The 22583-nt window shown below is 44.9% G+C and carries 23 protein-coding genes and 2 pseudogenes; 20 read left to right on the top strand and 5 right to left on the bottom strand.

Annotated elements, in window-relative coordinates; genetic code table 11:
• Positions 1-34: 34 nt before the first annotated feature.
• The 5 genes from BLD48_RS02625 (at position 35) to BLD48_RS02645 (ending at position 5518) form a co-directional block, all read left to right on the top strand.
• The gene (locus tag BLD48_RS02625; protein ID WP_071498847.1) at positions 35-925 is read left to right on the top strand and encodes a transcriptional regulator CcpC; all 891 of its coding nucleotides are present in this window, start codon (positions 35-37) and stop codon (positions 923-925) included.
• A complete protein-coding gene (locus BLD48_RS02630; RefSeq protein WP_014970821.1) occupies positions 909-2021 on the top strand; it encodes an N-acetyldiaminopimelate deacetylase in 1113 nt (370 codons plus the stop codon). The genes BLD48_RS02625 and BLD48_RS02630 overlap by 17 nt, the downstream gene beginning before the upstream one ends.
• A 221-nt stretch (positions 2022-2242) precedes the next feature.
• Complete coding sequence (locus BLD48_RS02635; protein ID WP_071498848.1) at positions 2243-3631, top strand: cytochrome ubiquinol oxidase subunit I; 1389 nt, start codon at positions 2243-2245, stop codon at positions 3629-3631.
• A 12-nt stretch (positions 3632-3643) separates the two neighbouring features.
• Positions 3644-4666 carry a cytochrome d ubiquinol oxidase subunit II gene (locus tag BLD48_RS02640; protein ID WP_014970818.1) on the top strand — a complete coding sequence of 341 codons (1023 nt, stop codon included), beginning with the start codon at positions 3644-3646 and terminating at the stop codon, positions 4664-4666.
• A gap of 183 nt (positions 4667-4849) precedes the next feature.
• Positions 4850-5518: a potassium channel family protein gene (locus BLD48_RS02645; RefSeq protein WP_012370886.1), complete on the top strand. Its 669-nt coding sequence runs from the start codon at positions 4850-4852 to the stop codon at positions 5516-5518.
• A 47-nt stretch (positions 5519-5565) separates the two neighbouring features.
• Here BLD48_RS02645 and BLD48_RS02650 read toward each other — a convergent pair whose 3' ends face one another.
• Entirely contained in the window at positions 5566-6342 is a 777-nt protein-coding gene (locus BLD48_RS02650; protein ID WP_071498849.1) for a Cof-type HAD-IIB family hydrolase, read from the bottom strand.
• Positions 6343-6512: 170 nt separating this feature from the next.
• Here BLD48_RS02650 and BLD48_RS02655 point away from each other — a divergent pair, with 170 nt between their 5' ends.
• On the top strand, positions 6513-6731 hold the full coding sequence (locus tag BLD48_RS02655) for a DNA-dependent RNA polymerase subunit epsilon (RefSeq protein WP_014970816.1): 219 nt from the start codon (positions 6513-6515) through the stop codon (positions 6729-6731).
• The gene (gene rnjA, locus BLD48_RS02660) at positions 6728-8395 is read left to right on the top strand and encodes a ribonuclease J1 (protein WP_014970815.1); all 1668 of its coding nucleotides are present in this window, start codon (positions 6728-6730) and stop codon (positions 8393-8395) included. The genes BLD48_RS02655 and rnjA overlap by 4 nt, the downstream gene beginning before the upstream one ends.
• 52 nt (positions 8396-8447) lie before the next feature.
• Here the strand turns inward: rnjA and def are convergent, their stop codons facing one another.
• Entirely contained in the window at positions 8448-8987 is a 540-nt protein-coding gene (gene def, locus BLD48_RS02665) for a peptide deformylase (RefSeq protein WP_071498850.1), read from the bottom strand.
• 378 nt (positions 8988-9365) lie between these two features.
• Here def and pdhA point away from each other — a divergent pair, with 378 nt between their 5' ends.
• The 6 genes and pseudogenes from pdhA (at position 9366) to BLD48_RS02690 (ending at position 14654) form a co-directional block, all read left to right on the top strand.
• Positions 9366-10448 (top strand): pyruvate dehydrogenase (acetyl-transferring) E1 component subunit alpha, encoded by a 1083-nt coding sequence (gene pdhA / locus BLD48_RS02670; protein WP_026827895.1) that lies wholly within the window; start codon positions 9366-9368, stop codon positions 10446-10448.
• 3 nt (positions 10449-10451) lie between these two features.
• A complete protein-coding gene (locus BLD48_RS02675; protein ID WP_071498851.1) occupies positions 10452-11429 on the top strand; it encodes an alpha-ketoacid dehydrogenase subunit beta in 978 nt (325 codons plus the stop codon).
• Between the two features lie 98 nt (positions 11430-11527).
• Positions 11528-11695 (top strand): annotated as a pseudogene (locus tag BLD48_RS16640) (biotin/lipoyl-containing protein); the annotation flags it as partial.
• Between the two features lie 201 nt (positions 11696-11896).
• Positions 11897-12826, top strand: a pseudogene (locus tag BLD48_RS02680) (dihydrolipoamide acetyltransferase family protein); the annotation flags it as partial.
• A gap of 3 nt (positions 12827-12829) precedes the next feature.
• Entirely contained in the window at positions 12830-14242 is a 1413-nt protein-coding gene (gene lpdA / locus BLD48_RS02685) for a dihydrolipoyl dehydrogenase (protein ID WP_071498853.1), read from the top strand.
• Between the two features lie 103 nt (positions 14243-14345).
• The gene (locus BLD48_RS02690) at positions 14346-14654 is read left to right on the top strand and encodes an SAV0927 family protein (RefSeq protein ID WP_071498854.1); all 309 of its coding nucleotides are present in this window, start codon (positions 14346-14348) and stop codon (positions 14652-14654) included.
• Between the two features lie 49 nt (positions 14655-14703).
• Here the strand turns inward: BLD48_RS02690 and BLD48_RS02695 are convergent, their stop codons facing one another.
• The gene (locus BLD48_RS02695; protein ID WP_071498855.1) at positions 14704-16191 is read right to left on the bottom strand and encodes an aminotransferase class I/II-fold pyridoxal phosphate-dependent enzyme; all 1488 of its coding nucleotides are present in this window, start codon (positions 16189-16191) and stop codon (positions 14704-14706) included.
• 132 nt (positions 16192-16323) lie between these two features.
• Between BLD48_RS02695 and BLD48_RS02700 the strand changes: the two genes are divergently transcribed.
• The 3 genes from BLD48_RS02700 (at position 16324) to BLD48_RS02710 (ending at position 17966) form a co-directional block, all read left to right on the top strand.
• Positions 16324-16596: a UPF0223 family protein gene (locus BLD48_RS02700; RefSeq protein WP_071498856.1), complete on the top strand. Its 273-nt coding sequence runs from the start codon at positions 16324-16326 to the stop codon at positions 16594-16596.
• Positions 16597-16872: 276 nt separating this feature from the next.
• Complete coding sequence (locus BLD48_RS02705; RefSeq protein WP_012370874.1) at positions 16873-17061, top strand: hypothetical protein; 189 nt, start codon at positions 16873-16875, stop codon at positions 17059-17061.
• Between the two features lie 125 nt (positions 17062-17186).
• Positions 17187-17966 carry an inositol monophosphatase family protein gene (locus BLD48_RS02710; RefSeq protein ID WP_071498857.1) on the top strand — a complete coding sequence of 260 codons (780 nt, stop codon included), beginning with the start codon at positions 17187-17189 and terminating at the stop codon, positions 17964-17966.
• 20 nt (positions 17967-17986) lie between these two features.
• Here BLD48_RS02710 and BLD48_RS16245 read toward each other — a convergent pair whose 3' ends face one another.
• Positions 17987-18157 carry a DUF5325 family protein gene (locus BLD48_RS16245; RefSeq protein WP_161487688.1) on the bottom strand — a complete coding sequence of 57 codons (171 nt, stop codon included), beginning with the start codon at positions 18155-18157 and terminating at the stop codon, positions 17987-17989.
• A 187-nt stretch (positions 18158-18344) separates the two neighbouring features.
• Here BLD48_RS16245 and typA point away from each other — a divergent pair, with 187 nt between their 5' ends.
• The 3 genes from typA (at position 18345) to BLD48_RS02725 (ending at position 21762) form a co-directional block, all read left to right on the top strand.
• Positions 18345-20192 carry a translational GTPase TypA gene (gene typA / locus BLD48_RS02715; RefSeq protein ID WP_014970803.1) on the top strand — a complete coding sequence of 616 codons (1848 nt, stop codon included), beginning with the start codon at positions 18345-18347 and terminating at the stop codon, positions 20190-20192.
• Positions 20193-20219: 27 nt separating this feature from the next.
• Complete coding sequence (locus tag BLD48_RS02720; protein WP_012370870.1) at positions 20220-20573, top strand: YlaH-like family protein; 354 nt, start codon at positions 20220-20222, stop codon at positions 20571-20573.
• A gap of 142 nt (positions 20574-20715) precedes the next feature.
• The gene (locus BLD48_RS02725; protein ID WP_071498858.1) at positions 20716-21762 is read left to right on the top strand and encodes a PQQ-dependent sugar dehydrogenase; all 1047 of its coding nucleotides are present in this window, start codon (positions 20716-20718) and stop codon (positions 21760-21762) included.
• Between the two features lie 27 nt (positions 21763-21789).
• Here the strand turns inward: BLD48_RS02725 and BLD48_RS02730 are convergent, their stop codons facing one another.
• Entirely contained in the window at positions 21790-21993 is a 204-nt protein-coding gene (locus BLD48_RS02730) for a YlaI family protein (RefSeq protein WP_026829912.1), read from the bottom strand.
• Positions 21994-22110: 117 nt separating this feature from the next.
• Between BLD48_RS02730 and BLD48_RS02735 the strand changes: the two genes are divergently transcribed.
• Complete coding sequence (locus tag BLD48_RS02735) at positions 22111-22563, top strand: PNPOx family protein (protein ID WP_071498859.1); 453 nt, start codon at positions 22111-22113, stop codon at positions 22561-22563.
• The last annotated feature ends 20 nt before the right edge of the window (positions 22564-22583 follow it).

Consider the following 22583-nt stretch of genomic DNA (forward strand, 5'->3'; position numbering starts at 1 on the left):
TGCCATCTTATATCATGAGGAGTCGAATCATACATTGCAAGTGTCGGAAATGGAAATGTTGATTACGTTATCGGAAGAATTGAACATGCGAAGAGCAGCGGAACGTCTCTTCGTCTCCCAACCGGCCCTCAGCCAACGGCTAGTGGCGATCGAGCGACGCTGGGCGACGAAACTTTTCATTCGTTCGTCTCGCGGATTAAGTATCACACCTCAAGGGGAAAAGGTCATCGGACTTGCAAAAGAGATGAACCGAAAAGAGTTGGAACTAAAAAGTGAACTGACCGCAGAAGAAGGAGCCGTCTATGGGACGCTCCGAATCGCCGTTGCCTCGATCATGGGGCAGTATTGGCTCCCCCGTGTCCTGAAACGGTTTGTCGAACGGTATCCCCATGTGCGGATCCAACTCGTCACGGGGTGGTCGAGTGAGATGATGCGTCATATGTTAGAAGAACATTTTCATATCGGCATCATCCGGGGGAATCCGGACTGGAAAGGCGTGAAGGAACGCCTGTTTTCTGATCCATTGTATCTTGTTGATAGCGAACTGACATCATTAGAGCAACTCCGGAAAACAGAACGTCCTTTCATTCAGTTTAAGAGTGACTCGACATATTACCAGGAAATTTTAGAATGGTGGCAAGATCGTTTTTCCAGTCCACCAGCCCGGACACTTGTCGTCGATCAAATTGAGACATGTAAGCAGATGGCTCTCCACGGAATTGGATTTGCCATCTTACCGGAATCGACGATCCACGAAGCGAATGAAGTGATGCAAATTCCACTCAAAACATCATCCGGGAAAATTCTAAAGCGGGACACATGGATTCTATCAACGGAATCGATGCTTGAATTAAAACAGGTCCAGGCGTTTTGGGACATCGTAAAAGAAGAAGGAGGAAGTCGGTCAGATGGAATACGCAATTGAAATGCGCCGTGAACTTCATAAAATACCGGAACCTGGATTCAAGGAGTTCAAAACGCAAGCTTTCATTTTAAATCAAATCCGGTCCTATCCGGAAAATCGAGTCAGCTATGATACGTTCGAGACAGGCGTATTCGTTCGGGTCAAAGGATTAACAGGGAACCGGACAATTGGCTATCGTGCGGATATTGACGGATTACCGATTGAAGAAGCAACCGGACTTCCGTTTTGCTCAGAGCATCCAGGGTTCATGCATGCATGTGGACATGATATCCATGCCTCGATCGCATTAGGTTTATTACGCCGGATTGTTGAACTTCCGGTCATGGATGATGTCGTCTTCTTGTTTCAGCCGGCGGAAGAAGGACCAGGTGGAGCTGAACCGATGATCAAAAGTCCGTTATTCGAAAAATATCGACCGAGCGAAATGTACGGTTTACATGTTGCACCAGAATATCCAGTTGGAACGATAGCCAGTCGCCCAGGTGTTTTGTTTGCGAGTGCACGCGAAGTCCACATTACGATTTATGGGCAAAGTGGTCATGCGGCGTTTCCGCACTTGACCATTGACACCGTCGTCGCGCAAGCGGCTCTGATCATGCAATTGCAGACGATTGTCAGTCGATCGATCAATCCGATGAACTGTAGTGTCATTACGATTGGCAAGGTCGAAGCGGGCATTCGGGAAAATGTCATCGCTGGTCGTGCCCTATTAGACGGCACGATGCGTGCGTTAAACGGAACGGACATGGAGAAATTAGAACAACGTGTGCGGGAAATCGTTCGCGGCATCGAAGCCTCATTTGGTGTCAAAATCGATTTACAGTTCGGTAATCGGTATTATGAGGTCGTTAATGATCAAAATGTCGTCAATAAATTTTCATCATTTGTGAAGATGAATGCAACGTACATCGAATGCGATGCTGCGATGACAGGAGAAGATTTCGGCTTCATGTTAAAAGAAGTGCCGGGAATGATGTTTTGGCTTGGCGTCAACAATGCGACGTCTGGACTGCACCAGCCGACGCTCAATCCGGATGAAGAAGCCATCCCGTTTGTGATCAACTTGTTGGATCATTATTTCAGAGAGTATGTCTAAACAAAATACGTGACAAGCAGCCCTTTATTCATGAAAAAACGGATAAAGGGCTTTCATTTTATGGAATGGAATAGTTTTCGAACGTTTTGTGAAATAAATCACGAGTATATGTGAACAATTTGTTACATCAAACATTAAGAACAGACACAAATGATTATGTTCTCTATGATACGGATATAAACAATATATAGAAGTACGTTTAGAAAGAGGGGGCTATACACATGTTCAATGATCCAGTAATGCTCAGTCGATTATTGACAGGGCTCACATTAGCATTCCACATCATCTTTGCGACGATTGGGGTAGGGGTTCCATTGATGGTACTCGCAGCCGAGTACATTGGAATTAAACGAAAAGATCCAGATTATATTCTGTTAGCTCGACGCTGGACGCGCGGTTATATCGTAACAGTAGCGGTAGGTGTCGTGACAGGAACCGCGATTGGATTGCAGTTATCACTTTTATGGCCTTCCTTGATGCAAGTAGCTGGTCAAACGATTGCGTTGCCATTATTCATGGAAACGTTCGCGTTTTTCTTTGAAGCGATTTTCCTCGGTATTTATTTGTATACATGGGATCGATTCAAAAACCCGTGGTTACACTGGTTAATCGGGATTCCGGTCGTCATCGGTGCGACAGCCTCTGCGTTTTTCATTACGACGGTCAACTCGTTCATGAATTCACCAGAAGGCTTTAAAATCGTCAATGGGACATTGACGCAAATCGAACCATTAAAAGCGATGTTCAATACGGCGACACCTACAAAAGCGACACACGTCATCGTTTCTGCTTATTTGACAGTCGCCTTTATCTTGGCAGCGATTGCAGCCTTCCATTTATTGCGTAAAAAAACGTTATCTGCGGCTGAAACGGCGTATCACAAAAAAGCCCTTCGCTTAACAGTCATGGCTGGTTTGATTTTTGCCTTCTCGACAGCACTCGTAGGTGATTTCTCAGGGAAATACCTGGCGAAATACCAACCAGAAAAATTAGCAGCAGCGGAGTGGCATTTTGAAACGACCAGCGAAGCTGAGCTGATATTTGGTGGTATTTTAGATGAACAAGCCGATGGAAGTTATGAAATCAAAGGTGCCGTCAAGATTCCATATGCGTTATCGATTCTCGCAGGTGGAGCACCGGACACGGAAGTCATCGGATTAAATGAGTTTGCAAAAGAAGATCAAGCTCCACTGTTTGTCCATTATTTCTTTGATATCATGGTATCAATCGGGATGTATTTGGCGGCGATTTCAGCCTTGTTCGTCTTAGCGTTCCGTCTCAAGAAATTGAATCCGTATAACAAGTGGTTATTACGTGGTATTTTCATTGGTGGACCACTCGCCATCGTCTCGATCGAAGCCGGTTGGATGTATGCGGAAATCGGACGCCAGCCATGGACACTCTATGGTATTATGAGAACGGCCGATGCGGCGACGACGTCAACTGCCGTCGGACCAATGCTCATCTTATTCAGTTTGCTTTACCTGTTGCTTGGAACGATCTGTACGATCGTCCTGCTCCGGATGTTTAAAAATAATCCTGTCGGCAAAGAACTCGCGGATGATCATCATACACCTGGTGAAGCGATGTTTGCAGACGACAATAAATAAGGAGGGAACGAGTTGGACATTCAAACACTTGGAATAACCGTACTTTGGACGTTCCTTTATGGATATCTCATCGTTGCCTCAATTGACTTCGGTGCCGGTTTTTATGCGTTCTATTCAAAGTATACAAAACGTGATCATCTGACGAACCGTCTGATTTTACGTTACCTTTCGCCGGTCTGGGAAGTGACGAACGTCTTTTTCGTCTTCTTCTTTGTCGGACTCGTCGGATTCTTCCCGGATACGGCGTATTATTATGGAACAGCGTTACTTGTTCCCGCATCAATCGTCTTGGTCTTAATTGCGATTCGTGGTAGTTTTTATGCCTTTGCGAACTACGGCTCAAACGACAGCATGTTCTATACGTTTTTGTACGGAGCAACTGGCCTGTTGATTCCAGCTGCGATGTCCACGACGCTGACGATCAGTCAAGGTGGTTTTATTCGTAAGACAAACGAAACGGTCGAGTTCCTCGGAACGAAACTGTTCACGAACTTTTACTCTTGGACGGTCGTCGCACTTGCGATTGTCTCCGTCCTGTACATCAGTGCCATGTTCCTCTTGTTTTATGCGGACAAGGCGAAGGATGAAAATGCTACACCACTCATCCGGAAATGGGCATTGTTTTGGAGTATTCCAACCATCGTCGTCTGTGCGTTAGTCTTCTTCGGTTTAAAAAATCAAGCAGCCTGGCATTATGAGAATATCTTAAACGGGAACTGGTGGTGGTTCGCGGCAAGCTTCTTATTCTTCTGCGTTGCCGTCACGCTCGTTTACTTGAAAAAAAATTATGGTATTGCCTTTATCGCCGTCATGGCACAGTACGGAGTTGCCTGGTTCGGATATGGGTATACGCATCTGCCGTACATCCTCTATCCGTATATCGATATCAATAAAGCTGTCGTAAACGAAACGATGGCGACGGCACTGGTTGTCGTCTTCATCTTTGGACTCCTCTTATTGATTCCAGCCTTGTACTTGATCCTTCGTCTATTCTTATTTGATAACGACTATGTCAGTGGGAAAAAGGCCAAGTGACGTATCCGACAAATCGCATCAAACGGACGTGTAATCCTTTCAGTGGATTACGCGTTTTTTTTCGATCCTGACGTAGATTTCGCGCCCCTAGGAACGGAAACCGGATCATCAATGCGTTTATAGTATTTTAGAAGTGAATCAGTTACACTACTACTGAAGCAGAATTGTGAAGGAGAGTTGACCATGAATGGAGAGTTTGCAGTAATCGGTTTAGGACGGTTTGGGGGATCGATTGTCCGAGAGTTATCGAAGAATGGATATGATGTGTTAGCGATTGATTCAGATGAGGAACGTGTCAACGAATATATGGGAATTGCCACGCATTCGGTCATTGCTGATACGACCGATGAGAATGTCTTGAAGAGTCTTGGGATTCGAAATTTTGATCATGTCATCGTTGCGATTGGTGAAAACATCCAGGCGTCGATTTTGACGACGTTGATTTTAAAGGAACTTGGGGTACAATCGATTACCGTCAAGGCGACGAATGATTACCATGAAAAGGTTCTGCGGAAAATCGGAGCGGACTTCATCGTCCATCCGGAGCGCGATATGGGGGTTCGGATTGCAAACGGATTAATGAGTTCAAATATCTTGGATTATCTTGACTTGTCACAAGAGTTCTCTATCGTTGAGATCAAAGTCAGTGACCGGATGGCGAACCAAACGTTGATTGATCTGGATCTACGAAGTAAGTACGGTGCAAACGTCGTGGCGATCAAACGTGGTGAAAACGTCATGATCTCGCTTCAGGCAGACGAACTGATTGAAAAAGGTGATTATCTTGTCGTCATCGGCGAGAATGATGATTTGGATCGATTAGAACGCGCCATTCACAAAGTAAAAAATTGAAATCAAAAAAGGCTGAGGAGCTGTTCCTCGGCCTTTTTAGTCGTGACTCAAATCAATTGAAACTCTTTTAATCCATGGGCGATACCATCTTCTAGTATGTGTTTGGTGACAAAATCAGCTGCCGCTTTTGTTTCAGCAAGCCCATTGCCCATTGCGATACCTGTTCCAACGTAACGTAACATCTCTAAATCATTTAAGGCGTCGCCAAACGCAAACGTATCTTCGCGTCGTATGTTCGTCAGTTTCAAGAATTGTTTGATGCCATCTGCTTTTGACGAACCGACATTGATGACATCCATTGCGTGAGGATGCCAACGAATGAAGTCGAATGCTTGATAGTTTTGGACGTATTCAGCTTCTTCTTCTGCTGTACAGTAGACGAGCGTTTGAAAGACGTCATGCGTCAAAAATGCCTGTTCATGAAAAGCGGGTAAGGGGATATCGAGTTCTCCTAATGATTCTTGGACTAACTGATCAGAAGGTTTTGTTGAGAATCCTTGAGTTTCCCCTAGATAGACAAGTGTATGTCCATTTTTATGTGCTCGAGCCGTCAAGTGCTCAAGATCTGCAGTCGGCTGGGGCAGTTTATAGATGATTTCATTTTGATGAACAACGATTTGTCCGTTATAACCGATGATCGTGTCGATGTTAAGCATTTCACGTACACCTGACAACATTGCGGGACCACGTCCGGTCGCGATGGCGACGTACACGCCGTTTTCTTGTAGTTGTTTGATGGCTAGTTTGGTCGACTCGGGAACGAAATGACCATTGTGAAGTAAGGTTCCATCGATATCGAAAAAGACGACTTTCTGATTTGCCATGGTTTCACCTTCTCTTTTTAATTGGCTGTTCAGCCGGATACATGTGGAATTATAGCATAGCGTTGACGTTTACGCCGACCTTGGATTAGGAATAGGATGAAAAAATAGTAGGATATCGTGTATACTAATCTAAGGACAAAAAACAATGGACTGATAAGGAGTTGCTAAACATGATTTTTAAAGTATTTTATCAACCGCTTCGTTCGGAAGCCCCGGTACGGGAACGGACAGAAGTAATGTACGTTGAAGGAGAGAACATTCGTGAAGTGCGAACAGCGATTGATCATCTCATCAAAGACATCAATGTTGAATTCATCCGTGAAGTAAGTGGAGAATTCCTCGAGTATGAACAACTAAGCCCGGATTACAAGGTTGAAACGTTCGCATGAAGTTCGTTAAAAACCATCAAGCAGCCGTATTCGCACTCGGCGGTTTAGGAGAAATCGGGAAAAACACATACGTCGTTCAATTCCAGGACGAAATCATCGTCATCGATGCTGGTGTCATGTTCCCGGAAGATGAATTGCTTGGGATTGACTATGTCATCCCAGATTATACGTACTTGATCAAAAACAAAGAGAAAGTAAAAGGTGTTTTCATCACCCACGGTCACGAAGACCATATCGGGGGACTGCCATTTTTACTCAAGCAAGTCAACTTACCAATCTATGCTGGGAAAATTGCGCTTGGTCTCATTAAAGTGAAGCTTGAGGAACATGGCTTGTTACGGACGACTGAACTTCATGAGATCGATGAAGATTCAATCATCAAGTTCCGTAAAACGAGTATCTCGTTTTTCCGGACGACACACTCGATTCCGAACTCGTTTGGAGTCGTCGTCAAGACGCCACAAGGAAATATCGTCCATACCGGTGACTTCAAGTTTGATTTCACCCCTGTCGGAGAACCTGCTGACTTAACGAAGATGGCGGAACTCGGCAAGGAGGGTGTGCTTTGTCTGCTGTCTGATTCAACGAATGCAGAGATTGAAGGCTTTACGATGAGTGAGCGTGTGGTCGGGGATACGATCTCAAATATCTTCCGTAAAGCAGAAGGTCGCATTATTTTTGCGACCTTTGCCTCAAACATCTACCGTCTGCAACAAGTCGTCAATGCGTCTGTTGAAGCAGGTCGGAAAATCGTTGTCTTCGGACGTAGTATGGATAAAGTCATGATGATTGGACAGGAGCTTGATTTCATCAAAGCGCCAAAAGGTACCATCATCGAACCAAATGAAATGAAACGGTATAAGTCAAACGAGTTGACGATTCTTTGTACCGGGTCACAAGGTGAACCGATGGCGGCCCTTAGTCGGATCGCAAACGGGACACACCGCCAAATTTCAATCATTCCGGATGATCTCGTCATCTTCTCGTCGTCTCCGATTCCAGGGAACGTCGTCTCAGTTGGTAAAACCATCAACCAGCTGTATAAAGCAGGTGCTGATGTCATGTACGGCAAGTTAAATGATATCCATACGTCAGGTCACGGAAGCCAGCAAGAACAGCTATTAATGCTTCGTCTGTTGCAACCAAAATACTTCATGCCGATCCACGGTGAGTATCGGATGCTTAAGAAACATATGTCGCTTGCGATGGACGCCGGTGTTCCGGAAGAAAACTGTTTCGTCATGGATAATGGTGAAGTATTGGCGCTTGATGCCAATGCAGCAGCGATTACCGGTAAAATCCAAGCAAACGCCGTCTATGTAGATGGAAAAGGAATTGGAGATATTGGAAATATCGTCCTGCGTGACCGCCGTATTCTTTCAGAAGAAGGACTCGTCGTCGTCGTCGTGACACTCGACTCGAAAACCAATCGTCTCGTTTCCGGACCGGACATCATCTCACGCGGATTTGTCTACATGCGTGAATCAGGAAACCTGATCAAGGATGCCGAACGTCTCTTGAAACGGTCACTTGAACAGTCGCTTGCAAATCGTAATACGAAATGGACGGACATCAAGCAAGTCATCAACGACACGTTGACACCTTACTTGACAGAAAAAACGCAACGTCATCCGATGGTCATGCCGATCATCATGGAAGTATAAATCAAAAAAGACATTTCCACATTGTGGAAATGTCTTTTTTGTATGCCTGGGCTTAGAGTGGTGATCCGTAATCCTTAAATGGTTCTTTTGCATCGATGCGGTCATAAAACATGATTCCATCCAAGTGATCGTATTCATGTTGGCAGACTACAGCTTTTAATCCCTTTAATCTTAATTTTATTGGATTTCCGTTATGATCAATGCCAGACAGGGTAATACGCATATAGCGCGGCACGTGACCTTCAACTTCACGGTCAACGGATAAACATCCTTCTCCGCCGGCTAAATACGTTTGTTCCACGGAGTGGCTGATGATTTTAGGATTGTAGATTCCGAACTCGAGCAAGTCCTCTCCATCCTGTAGGCGAATCGCGAACATCCGTTTATTGACCCCGATTTGAGGTGCAGCTAATCCGATCCCGCTCCGCAAATCATGTTTTTCCGCTAGCTCATCGTCTTGACTGTTGGATAAATACTCCATCATCAGACGCATCGTTTCCTTATCTTCCTCACTGAGTGGGAAGGTGACATCGACCGATCGTTCGTGAAGTGAAGGTACATCTTCCCGGACAATCTCATTCATGGTAATCATGAACAGCCCCCCTTTCATCTAAAAAAATTATAGCATAACAAAGGAGGAATATTAATAACTAACACAGGGGTGGATAGTTGAATAGTACAGAAGTGACAACGTTCTTATAATGTGATTGACTTCACAAGAGAGTTCGCTAAAAAAAATAAAACATTTCCTTTGATTTTATAGGTGTTACAGTTTTATACTTGTAACGTAATGAACAAGACATGCATTCATGTCTCGTCATGTTAATACAGTTTACTCAACTGGATAGGTACACAGATATATGTTCAAGAAAAGGTCATACGGGACTTCATTTTTTGAACACTATTCGTATGTGAGCAAGTCAGTCAGAGGAATATTTCGCTGAGCACAGTGAAAGGATGAGGTGAAAAGATGAACTTAAACATGTTTAAAAACGTGGAAGAAAACTTTGAAACATTCCGCATTCTGGATGAAAAAGGTGAAGTCGTCAACAAAGACGCGATGCCAGATCTTTCAGATGAAGAGTTAACGGAATTAATGCGTCGTCTCGTTTACACACGTATCTGGGACCAACGTGCAATCTCACTCAACCGTCAAGGACGTCTTGGTTTTTATGCGCCAGTCGCAGGACAAGAAGCGTCAATGATCGGAACACAATTTGCTTTAGATAAGGATGACTGGATTCTTCCAGGATACCGTGATATCCCGCAAATGGTGTTCCACGGTTTCCCGCTTTACAAAGCATTTTTATTCTCACGCGGACACATTACAGGCGGTAAGATTCCTGAAGGTGTCAACGTCTTAATGCCGCAAATCATCATCGGTGCACAAATCGTTCAGGCTGCCGGTGTTGCGCTCGGTCTTAAGAAAAGTGGAAAAGAACAAGTTGCGATCACATACACAGGTGATGGCGGATCGTCACAAGGTGATTTCTACGAAGGTATGAACTTTGCCGGAGCATTTAAAGCACCCGCAATCTTCGTTGTCCAAAACAACCGTTTTGCGATTTCGACACCGGTTGAAAAACAATCGATGGCGAAAACAATCGCTCAAAAAGCTGTTGCAGCGGGTATCAACGGAATTCAAGTTGACGGAATGGATGTTCTTGCCGTCTACGCAGCAACAAAACAAGCACGTGTCGAAGCACTGAACGGTGTACCGACATTGATCGAAACACTCACATATCGTTATGGACCGCATACACTTGCTGGTGATGACCCAACACGTTACCGTACAAAAGATATGGACGATGAGTATCAAGCACAAGATCCACTCGTTCGTTTCCGTGCTTTCATGGAAACAAAAGGTCTTTGGAACGAAGACAAAGAAAACGAAGTCATTGAACAAGCGAAAGCGGATGTTAAAGAAGCACTCGCTCAAGCAGATAAAGAACCAAAACAAAAAGTAACAGACTTCATCAACGTGATGGCTGAAAAGTTACCACAAAACCTGCAAGAGCAGCTTGATGAGTATACAGCAAAGGAGTCGAAATAACCCATGGCACAAATGACGATGATCCAAGCGATCACTGACGCAATGCGCGTCGAGATGAAACGCGACGAGCAAGTTCTCTTGTTCGGTGAAGACGTCGGTAAAAACGGTGGGGTATTCCGTGCGACAGAAGGTCTTCAAGACGAATTAGGCGAAGACCGTGTCTTCGATACACCACTTGCCGAGTCTGGTATTGGTGGTCTTGCAGTCGGATTCAGCTTGACTGGTTTCCGTCCAATCATGGAAATCCAATTCTTCGGATTCGTATTCGAAGTATTTGATTCTGTAGCGGCACAACTCGCACGTTTACGTTACCGTTCAGGCGGCACGTACAGTGCACCTGTCACAATCCGTTCACCATTCGGTGGCGGTGTTAAAACACCTGAGCTTCATGCAGATAACTTGGAAGGATTAATGGCTCAGTCACCAGGACTTAAAGTCGTCATCCCTTCAACTCCGTATGATGCAAAAGGTCTTTTGATCGCATCAATCCGTGATAACGATCCAGTTGTGTTCCTTGAGCACATGAAACTGTACCGTTCATTCCGCGGCGAAGTGCCAGAGGGCGATTACACGATCGAACTCGGAAAAGCAGACATCAAACGTGAAGGTACTGACGTTACGATCGTAACGTACGGTGCGATGGTTCACGCATCATTGAAAGCAGCTGAAGAACTCGAAAAAGAAAACATCAGCGTTGAAATCATCGACTTGATGACAATCAGCCCGATTGACATCGACACAATTGTTGCGTCAGTCAAGAAAACGAACCGTGTTGTCGTCGTTCAAGAAGCTCAGAAACAAGCAGGTGTGGCTGCAATGGTCGCAGCTGAAATCCAAGAGCGTGCTATTCTTGATCTTGAAGCACCGATTCTTCGTGTAACGGCTCCTGACACAATCTTCCCATTCGCACAAGGTGAAGATGCATGGCTCCCGGACCACAAAGATATCGTTGAAAAAGTAAAAACAGTTTACAATTTCTAAGAGAGAACCGGAAAAAGGAGAGAGGTAATTCTCTCCTTGCTTCCGTTTTAAAGATAACAATCGACTTTGAAGAGTGAAATAAAAGGAGGCTAATTCAAATGGGTTTATTTGAATTCAAATTACCGGATATCGGTGAGGGTATTCACGAAGGTGAAATCGTAAAGTGGTTCGTTAAAGCAGGCGACACGGTCAAAGAAGATGACATTCTTCTTGAAGTTCAAAACGATAAAGCTGTCGTTGAAATCCCGTCACCAGTTGATGGTACTGTCAAAGAAGTAAAAGTAGACGAAGGTGTTGTAGCCGTCGTTGGTGACGTGTTGATCACGTTTGATGTGGAAGGCGAAGGTTCTGCTCCTTCTGAAGAAGAAGCGCCAGAACAGCCTAAAGCAGCGGATAACGCGAAAGACGTCCAAGACACAGACAAAAAAGTCGAAGACAAGCCAACAGAAGTTCAAATCCATAAATCAGAACGCGTCATCGCGATGCCATCAGTACGTAAATATGCGCGTGAAAAAGGCGTAGACATCCGTGAAGTTCAAGGTTCTGGTGACAACGGTCGTGTTGTCAAAGAAGACATCGATGCGTTTGCAAACGGTGGACAATCTTCAACTGCACCAGCAACAGAAGAAAAAGCACCGGCAGCACAAGCTTCAGCATCTAAATCTGAAGTGAAACCGTATGTTGCAGCTCAACCTGAGCTTGAAACACGCGAGAAGATCAAAGGAATCCGTAAAGCGATTTCAAAAGCAATGGTCAACTCGAAACACACGGCTCCACACGTTACATTGATGGACGAAGTCGATGTTACGAATCTTGTGGTACTCCGCAAAAACTTCAAAGAAGTTGCGGCAGCACAAGGTACGAAATTGACGTATCTCCCATTCGTTGTGAAAGCATTGACAGCAGCGGCTAAAAAATACCCTGCCATCAACGCATCAATCGACGATGTCAACGAAGAAGTCGTTTACAAAAACTACTTCAACATCGGTATCGCAGCAGACACAGACAACGGTCTTGTTGTTCCTGTCGTCAAAGATGCAGACCGTAAATCAATCTTCGCATTAGCAGACAACATCAACGATCTTGCTGGTAAAGCACGTGAAGGTAAACTTTCTGGTGAGGAAATGAAAGGCGGATCGATCACGATTACAAACATCGGTTCTGCTGGCGGACAATGGTTCACACCGGTCATCAACCACCCAGAAGTTGCGATTCTCGGAATCGGCCGCATTGCTGAAAAAGCAGTCGTCAAAAACGGTGAAATCGTTGCGGCACCAGTACTCGCATTGTCATTTAGCTTTGACCACCGTCTCATTGATGGTGCAACTGCACAAAACGCGCTTAACTTGGTTAAACGCTTGTTGAACGACCCACAACTTCTCATTATGGAGGGATAAGCAATGGTAGTAGGTGAATTCGCACAAGAAACAGATTTACTCGTAATCGGGGCTGGCCCTGGTGGTTACGTTGCTGCAATCCGCGGTGCGCAACTCGGACTTAAAGTAACAGTCGTCGAACGTGAAAACGTCGGTGGTGTTTGTTTGAACGTCGGATGTATCCCGTCAAAAGCCTTGATCACAGCTGGACATAACTTCCAGCATGCAAAAGGTTCAGATTCAATGGGAATCACATCTGAAAACGTTTCAGTCGATTTCTCAAAAGTTCAATCTTGGAAACAGTCTGTTGTTAACAAATTGACTGGTGGCGTTGGTGGCCTTCTTAAAGGTAACAACGTCGAGACTGTCGTTGGAGAAGCGTACTTCCAGTCTGAAGATACAGTTCGTATCATCAACGAAGATTCTTCTACACCTTACAAATTCAAAAAATGTATCATCGCAACAGGTTCGACTCCAATCGAACTTCCAGCTTTCAAATGGTCAAAACGTGTCCTTTCTTCAACAGGCGCATTGAACCTTCCTGAACTTCCGAAAAAACTCATCGTCATCGGTGGTGGATACATCGGAATGGAGCTCGGAACAGCGTATGCTAACTTTGATACTGAAGTTGTCATCTTAGAAGGAACAAAAGATATCCTTTCTGGATTCGAGCCGGCAATGACGCAAGTCGTCAAGAAAAAGCTCAAACAAAAAGGAAATATCACGATTCACAACGAAGCACTTGCACAAAGTGTTGAAGAGACAGAAGAAGGCGTGAAAGTTACGTTTGAAGTCAAAGGTGAAACACAAACTGTCGAAGCGGACTACGTCCTCGTCACAGTTGGTCGTCGCCCGAACACATCTGATCTCGGTCTTGAAATGGCAGAAGTCAAAGTCAGCGAACGTGGACTTGTTGAAATCGACGATCAGTGCCGTACGTCGAACGAAAACATCTACGCCATCGGTGACATTGTTCCTGGACCACCACTTGCGCACAAAGCTTCATTCGAAGCTAAAATTGCTGCAGAAGCGGCTGCCGGACACCCGGCATACCTCGACTACAGCGCAATTCCTGCGGTTGTCTTCACAGACCCAGAACTCGCAACAGTCGGTTATACTGAAGCACAAGCAAAAGAAGAAGGTCTTGATTACCTCGCTTCTAAATTCCCATATGCTGCGAATGGTCGTGCGCTTGCGCTCAACGAGCCAGATGGCTTTTTGAAAATGATCACGCGTAAGTCTGACAATCTCTTGATTGGTGCTCAAATCGCTGGTACAGGTGCATCTGACATGATCGCTGAGATGGGACTCGCAATCGAGTCTGGAATGACTGCTGAAGATATCGCACTCACAATCCACGCGCACCCTTCACTCGGTGAAATCGCAATGGAAACAGCTGAAGTAGCAATCGGAAGCCCGATCCACATCATTAAATAATCAAGAAAACCTTAAGCGGGGAGCCGACCGCTTAAGGTTTTTTTGTTTCGTTTAACCTTTCTTAAAAACAGGAAAAGGATAAGAAAAGAAAGGGTGAGACACGATGGATTCTCAATTATCACCACTCGAAGAACTGTATCATGTCTCAGAAACGGATAAAGTCAGGTTCATCGGTGTGACGACGGAACACGCACGGTATGATTTTGGTGTTGTCTTTACGGGTCAGTTTTTCGGTAAGATGTTAGTCGTCAGCCTGAGTAGTGGACGAGCGGCTTTACTGGATCACGAAGATGTCCTGGATGACGATGGGTTGCATCGCTTACTCGATGTCGACCCAATCGATACAAGTGCAGTCGGTGACTTTTTAGCGACCCTTTTGCCCTACGTTCCAAGTTATGAACAGGCTGATTAAAAAATCCCGCAAGTGCGTGTGCACTGCGGGATTTTTACGGTAGTTCTGATTACCGAATGGCATTGGATTGTTGGATGACTTTGATCGTCTCAAGCGTATGATCTTCCAGTCCTTGAACAGGGAGACCGGCTTCAATGTTTTCTTTGATATACGCCAGATTATCCGTCGTAATCATTTCACCCGGAATAAAAATCGGGATTCCGGGTGGGTACACCATCATGAATTCTGCCGAAATCCGACCGACGGCGTCTGCGAGCGGAATCGTTTCCGTTTCCTCATAAAAAGCATCGCGTGGACTGAGCGCAAGTGCAGGGATGTCTGGTAAGACGATGGAATGAGAAATGGTTTTCGATCCTGTATCGCGATGGCGCTCCACAAGTTCAGTCATTCCTGTCAGCAAAGCGTCAATCGTTTTTTCCGAGTCACCAGACGTGATGATCAGTAAAATATTGTTCAAATCAGATAGTTCAACTTCGATGCGGTGTTCGTCGCGTAAAAATTCTTCGACAAGATGACCGGAAATACCAAGTCCTTTGACGGAAATCAACACTTTTGTTGGATCAAAGGCGAACGTCGCACTCGAATGCAAATCGGATTCCCCGAATACAGCAAGGTAAGGAAGTTTCGCTAAGCCCATCCGCATCCGGGTAGCGAGTTCAAGAGCGCGACGGTTCATCGCCTCACCGTTGATTGCGAGGTGACGACGGGCACAATCGAGTGATGCTAATAATAAATAAGAAGTGGAAGTCGTCGTCAGCATCGAGAGGACGGCTTGGACTTTGTCTGGCGAGACAAGACCACGACGGACGTTCAAGACGGAACTGCCGGTCAAAGACCCACCTAATTTATGAACACTCGTCGCAGCAAGATCAGCACCCGCTTGCATCGCAGACAGCGGCATATCATCGTGGAATGCGATATGAACGCCGTGGGCTTCGTCGACAAGCACCGGTATGCCTTTGCTATGAGCAAGGGAGACGATACTTTCTAGGTCACCTGCAACGCCAAAATACGTCGGGTTGATGACGAGGACAGCTTTTGTATCTGGGTGGAGGCTGAGAGCACGCTCGACGGCACTTGGCGTAATACCATGAGCGATGCCAAACATTTCATCAAACTCGGGGTGAATGAAAATCGGGTGCGCTCCAGAAAGAACGATAGCCGACATGACCGATTTATGAACGTTCCGGGGAACTAAAATTTTATCGTCCGGACCGACGACGCTCATGATCATTGCCATGATGGCGGTCGAGGTTCCCTGAACGGAGAAAAATGTTTCGTCTGCATGAAAGGCTTGGGCCGCAAGACGATGGGCATCTTTGATGATTCCTTTTGGATGATGGAGATCATCGAGCGGAGCGATATTGATTAAATCGATATCGAGCGCGTTCTGACCGATGAATGATCGAAAAGCAGGATCCATCCCTTGACCATTTTTATGACCAGGAATATGAAATTGAATTGGTTGACGTTTCGCATGCGCAAGTAACGCATCGAATAAAGGTGTATCGAGCTGTGTTAAGCTTTTTGTTTGCACCAGATTTCCCCCCTTAAAACCGAATAAAAATACAATCAAACAAGCTAACTATAACAAGTTTTCATGAGGTTGCAACTGTTTTATCTTCGATTTCGTTGTAAAATAGGAAGCGTCAAGAAAGGAAGTGTCATAATGGCAGTCAATTATCCGATTAATCCGGACTGGTCGACAGAAGAAATCGTTACAGTCATCCATTTTTTTAATGTCGTAGAAGAGGTCTACGAAAAAGGGGTCGACCGCGGTGTTTTTTTAAATGCTTATCAAGCCTTTAAAACGATTGTCAATTCAAAATCAGAAGAAAAACAATTGGACCAGTTTTATTTCGAAGAGACCGGATGTTCAAGTTATCGGGCCGTACAACAAGCCAGAAAACAAGAACAATCTCTCTTACGTTTAAAAAAATAAGAAATGTAGGTCTAAAAAAATAGCGAGAACTTCAAACTAATTTTTGAGAGCGGATTTTGTTCCTGGGTTTCCAGGGGACAAGAGCCGCTTTCTTGTTTAGAAAAAACAAAAACTGGTTATATACTACATACAAGACGATATCGTACAACTGTAAAAATTAAAAATAGATCCTTTACATCTAAGTTAAATCGTACTATTATGGATTCAATCCACTAATTAGTCGCAATTGTCTGATAACTAAATCAGTTTTTTATCCCGCGAAGGAGTGTGGTTACTGTGAAACAAGTAATAGAAGCATACAAAAGAAAAGATGCAGAAAAACGCATTCCTGTATTGCGCCTCGAAATCGATTATGAACTTGCGACGTTGCACGATGCGATCGTAGCGAGTGATACGGAAGCGATGGGTGCGAGTAAGGAACGCCTTGAGAAATATCGTCAAGAGATGGTACGTCTTGAAGCATAAACAAGGTCTTCCTTATTAAAAATAAAATAATGCCATAATCAACCAGCGAAACTTTTCGTTGGTTGATTTTTTTTGTTACTATTACAGAGTAGAACGATCTTGAACAGACTGAAGGGGTGAGATAGATGCAAGGGATTGAGTTACATGCAATCGATCTGATGAAACGGGCAGGGAAGTATATCCGTCAAAAAATGGATCAGGCGTATCATATAGAAGAAAAAACGAATAAAAGTGATCTTGTCACGGAAATTGATCAACATGTCGAAGATCTATTGATCAAGGGCATCTTAGAGAAATATCCGGATCATCTCATTTATGGCGAAGAAGGTCGAATAGCGCGTCCGGAGACATTGGACGGAACGATTTGGTTTGTTGATCCGATTGACGGGACGATGAACTTCATTCGTCAAAAACGTCTATTTGCGATTTCAATCGCCATCATGGTGGAGGGCGAGTTGCGGTATGGCTTTGTCTATGATGTGATGGCAGATGAGATGTTTCATGCCATCAAAGGGCAAGGGGCTTATGAAAATGGCATTCGTCTTGCGCCTCTTGTCGAGCGGCCGGTCAAAGAAGCGATTGTCTGTATGAATGCGACATGGGTGACGGCGAATCGTCGGATTGATCCGGCATTGCTTACCCCACTCGTTCGGGATGCAGTCGGAACGCGGGCAGTCGGCGCGGCTTCTCTTGAATTGGCTTGGATTGCCGCCGGTCGGGTAGATGGCTATATTACGATGCGGAACATGCCGTGGGATTATGCGGGCGGTCAAGTGCTGATCGAAGAATTAGGTGGACGTGTCGGGACGATCGAGGGAGCAGAGATGACATTTCTTGAACAGACAAGTGTTCTTGCAGGAAGTCACGTGTTTGTTTCCGACGTGTTGACGTACGTTCAAAAATAAAACGCCCCCAGGAGGACGTTTTAAGCTTGTTTCCGGAGGCGGGCTTTTAAGACGAAACCAAGCCCCATCGTACCAATCGTCAAAAGTAATGAGACGAAAATCATGACTACATTTTGTTCTGCGATAAAAATACCGATTGCAGCCATCGAACCAACTGCTATGATGGCTAATAGTAGAAAAAGAATCCGCATCTGTCGTTTCCCCCTCGATTTACATGAATACATCTTTAGTTTAGCGTGAATCGTAGACAATGAAAAGGCTTTCGCTGTCAGCTTAAATCGAAGTGATTGCCAACTACTGGTCAACCTGTGCTATACTCATAAAGTTGACCGAAAGTATTAATGGATTATTTAAATGAACAGAAAGAGGTACACACCTATGACAACAGTAGTAAGAAACGATTTACGCAACGTCGCGATCATCGCCCACGTTGACCATGGTAAAACGACACTCGTCGATGAGCTTTTAAAACAATCTGGAACATTCCGTGCGAATGAACTAGTCGAAGAACGCGCAATGGACTCAAATGATATCGAGCGTGAGCGCGGAATCACGATCCTTGCAAAAAACACAGCAATTGATTACAAAAATACACGCATCAACATCGTTGATACACCAGGTCACGCCGATTTCGGTGGTGAAGTAGAACGTATCATGCGTATGGTTGACGGCGTTATCCTCGTTGTCGATGCTCGCGAAGGCTGTATGCCACAAACACGTTTCGTATTGAAAAAAGCACTTGAACAAGGTCTTCAACCAATCGTCGTCGTCAATAAAATTGACAAGCCGATGGTCCGTCCGCTCGAAGTTGTTGACGAAGTCGTCGACCTCTTGATTGATCTTGGAGCAGATGAAGATCAACTCGAATTCCCAGTCGTTTATGCATCGGCAGTTAACGGCTCAAGTTCATTTGACCCTGAACTTGAAAATCAAGAAGATACAATTACAAACGTTCTTGATCTGATTCTTGAACACACTCCGGCTCCTGTTGACAACAGCATGGATCCTTTACAATTCCAAGTTACGATGCTTGACTATGATAACTATCTTGGTCGTATCGGAGTAGGACGCGTTTTCCGTGGAGAAATCAAAGTTGGAGACAGCGTTTCGCTTTCTAAACTTGACGGATCAATCAAAAACTTCCGTGTTACGAAATTATTCGGATACTTTGGTCTAAAACGTGTCGAAATCGAAGCTGCAAAAGCTGGAGATTTGATTGCAATCGCAGGTATGGAAGACATCAACGTTGGTGAAACAGTTTGCCCGACTTCACACGTCGATCCACTCCCATTACTTCGTATTGATGAGCCGACTCTTCAAATGACGTTCATCGTCAACAACTCGCCATTCGCTGGTCGTGAAGGTGACCTCGTCACTTCGCGTAAAATCGAAGAGCGTCTTGAAAAAGAGCTTGAAACAGACGTTTCACTCCGTATCGAAAACACAGATTCACCGGATCGCTGGATCGTATCTGGCCGTGGTGAGCTTCACCTCGGGATTTTGATTGAGAACATGCGTCGTGAAGGATACGAAATTCAAGTATCTAAACCGCAGGTAATCATCAAAGTTGAAGATGGCGTAAAAGTTGAGCCGTTTGAGCGCGTTGTCATTGATACACCTGAAGAATATACAGGTGGCGTCATGGAATCGATCGGTCTCCGTAAAGGTGAACTGACGAACATGCAAACAATGGATAACGGACAAACAAAAATGGAATTCATCGTTCCTTCACGTGGATTGATCGGATACCGGAATGAATTCTTATCTGCAACACGCGGATACGGAATCATGAACCACACATTCGAAGAATACCGTCCGTTCATCAACGCGGATATCGGTGGACGCCGCAGTGGTGTTATGGTCTCAATCGAAGCTGGTAAAGCGACTGCATATGCGATTTCTGCACTTGAAGACCGCGGAACGATCTTCATCGAGCCAGGCCTTGAAGTGTACGAAGGAATGATCATCGGTGAATGTAACCGTGACGTCGATCTCGCTGTTAACGTCGTTAAAGCGAAACAATTGACGAACATGCGTGCATCTGCGAAAGATACAACAAACGTTCTTAAACGTCCACGTGTCTTCTCACTCGAAGAATCATTAACATTCTTGAACGAAGATGAGTACTGTGAGATCACACCGCAATCAGTTCGTCTTCGTAAACAAGTCTTAAACAAAAACGAACGTGAAAAACAAGACAAGCGTCGTCGTCTTGGTAAAGACTGAGCTCTTAACACGTAAGGGGGACTGGCAATGACTGCACAACCTGCCGTTGCTTCTGATTTCTCGAAATTTGATATTCCCGCCGTTGCGAAGTTGCTTGGTGTGGGAAGTGATCCGAATAACTTGAGTGCCGGCTTCAATGCACTGATGATTACGGTCGTCATCTTGACGTTAATCGTTTTTAAATTAGGATTTGCGAAAGAGTTAGCCTGGTGGAAATCACTGATTGTCTACTTGTTGCTCGCGGTGTTCTCTGCCGCTTTAACACTTGTTTTTTGGACATGGCCAATTCCTGAAGTATTGCTTGCGATGGTTGTCATTCTCGGAATTTACCGATTCCGGATGTGGATGGTCAAACGTGAGCGAGAACGAACCGCTTCTTGATCGACAATACGAATAATTGAAATCCCGTCTTCTTCATGGAGACGGGATTTTTTTGTGTGAAATGAAGGGAAAGGTCATGCATGTTCAAATTCAGGAATAGTTTGCAAGCGGTTTGGGGAAAAAACAATAAGGGGTGATAAACATGAAAAACCGAATCTGGGGCATTCCATATGGTCTCGCAATCGTATTAGCAGGATGCTCACAGTCCGGAGAACAAGATTCATCATCGGTTCCAAAGACATCAGAAGCGTTTAAGAGTGATGTCGTGTTCGAGGATTTACGTGCACCTTGGAATATCGAAAAAAATCAGGAAGTTTTCTATATCACAGAGCGGAAGGGTGCAATCGTTAAAGGAACTAAAGATGATTACGTCCGCATGAACCTTGATTTAAAGGAACAGGTCGTTGCCGAAGGGGAAGGTGGATTGCTAGGGATGGCACTTGACCCGGACTTTACAGACAACCAGACGGCTTACATCTACCATACGTATGAAAAAAATGGGTCACTTTTGAATAGAATCATTGCGATCGTCGAACAAGACGGCATTTGGAAAGAACAACGTGTGTTACTCGATGCGATTCCTGGAGCATCCATCCATAATGGTGGGCGGATTGAAATCGGACCAGATGGATTATTGTACGTAACGGTCGGGGATGCAGCCGTCCCGGAAAATGCACAGAAGTTATCTTCTTTATCTGGCAAGATTTTACGCATGAAGTTGGATGGAAGTGCTGCTTCAAAAAACTTACAAGACTATGTCTACAGTTACGGTCATCGGAATCCTCAAGGATTGGCCTTTGTCAATCAGACGTTATATGCCACGGAACACGGACAGAGTGGACATGATGAAATCAACCGAATTGAATCCAAAAACTACGGTTGGCCGTTGATTGAGGGGACGGAGAAACAAAAAGGACTCGTGACACCGTGGTATGAAGTCGGTGAACAGTCGGTCGCGCCAAGTGGGGTGGCTGAGTTGGGTGGGAAATTGTATTTTGGGACTCTTGTTGGTCAGAGCCTTCGTTCAATCGAGACGTCAACTGCTCAAGTAGAGCAAGTCGTATCGGATCGAGGGCGAATTCGGGACGTGATGACAGATGGAAAACAGCTTTATTATGTGACGAATAATACAGATGGTCGAGGCAACCCATCAGACGGGGACGATGTCCTCATTCGTCTCAAACCGTAAAAAAGCTACTTTGACAGACAAAGTAGCTTACCATCTTTTTTTCGTCGTCGGCCATGTAGGGTACAGCTTAAATTGACCTGTTTCTTGCCGAGCAAGGGTGCGTTGTGTGACCCGCTCGTGGCACTCATCACATATGTAGATGCGGACTGGTTTGTTACGCAGCCTTTTTGCCGTGAAGGACCAGTCGTCGATTGTTTCTCGTTTATCGCAAATTGTGCATTTGACACGCATTGGAGGTCCTCCTCTTTTTTTCTTAGTATATCATATTTGACAATTGTTCAAATCGGAAAAAGGAAAGTGAACACGTGATATCGAATGTAATGAAATAAGGAAAGAGGGGGTGGTACCATGGCAAATAAAGTGGAACATCGTCTGAGTGAAAAACAGATGGAAGCATTAACAGACTTACCACTTGTGTTTTTAATTACGCATGATCAGTCTAAAAGCTGGCCGATTACACATGCCATCAGTTGGGTCTATGCAAAAGATGAAACGACGATTCGCTTTGCGATTGAAGCCGATTCGCTGATTGTCAAAACGTTAACGGAGCATCCCGTCTTTACACTCATTTTCTTTGCCGATCAATCCACCTACAGTCTAACCTGTACGGGTGTAACGGCATGGGAAACGACAGCACCTTTACCATTGAAGGTCGCACTATATGAAGGGCAAATCAAAGAGGTGCGCGATATTTTATTTTACGGGGCAGCGGTATCAGATCGCCCGCGTGTGCATAAGACGTATGACGAGGAAGCGGCAATGCGGCTTGACCAACAAATCCAGACCATCTTAAAAGGATAACATTCATCAAAACTCGACTC

Source organism: Exiguobacterium sp. KRL4, from assembly GCF_001870785.1.
In the GTDB taxonomy this organism is placed as follows: Bacteria; Bacillota; Bacilli; order Exiguobacteriales; family Exiguobacteriaceae; genus Exiguobacterium_A.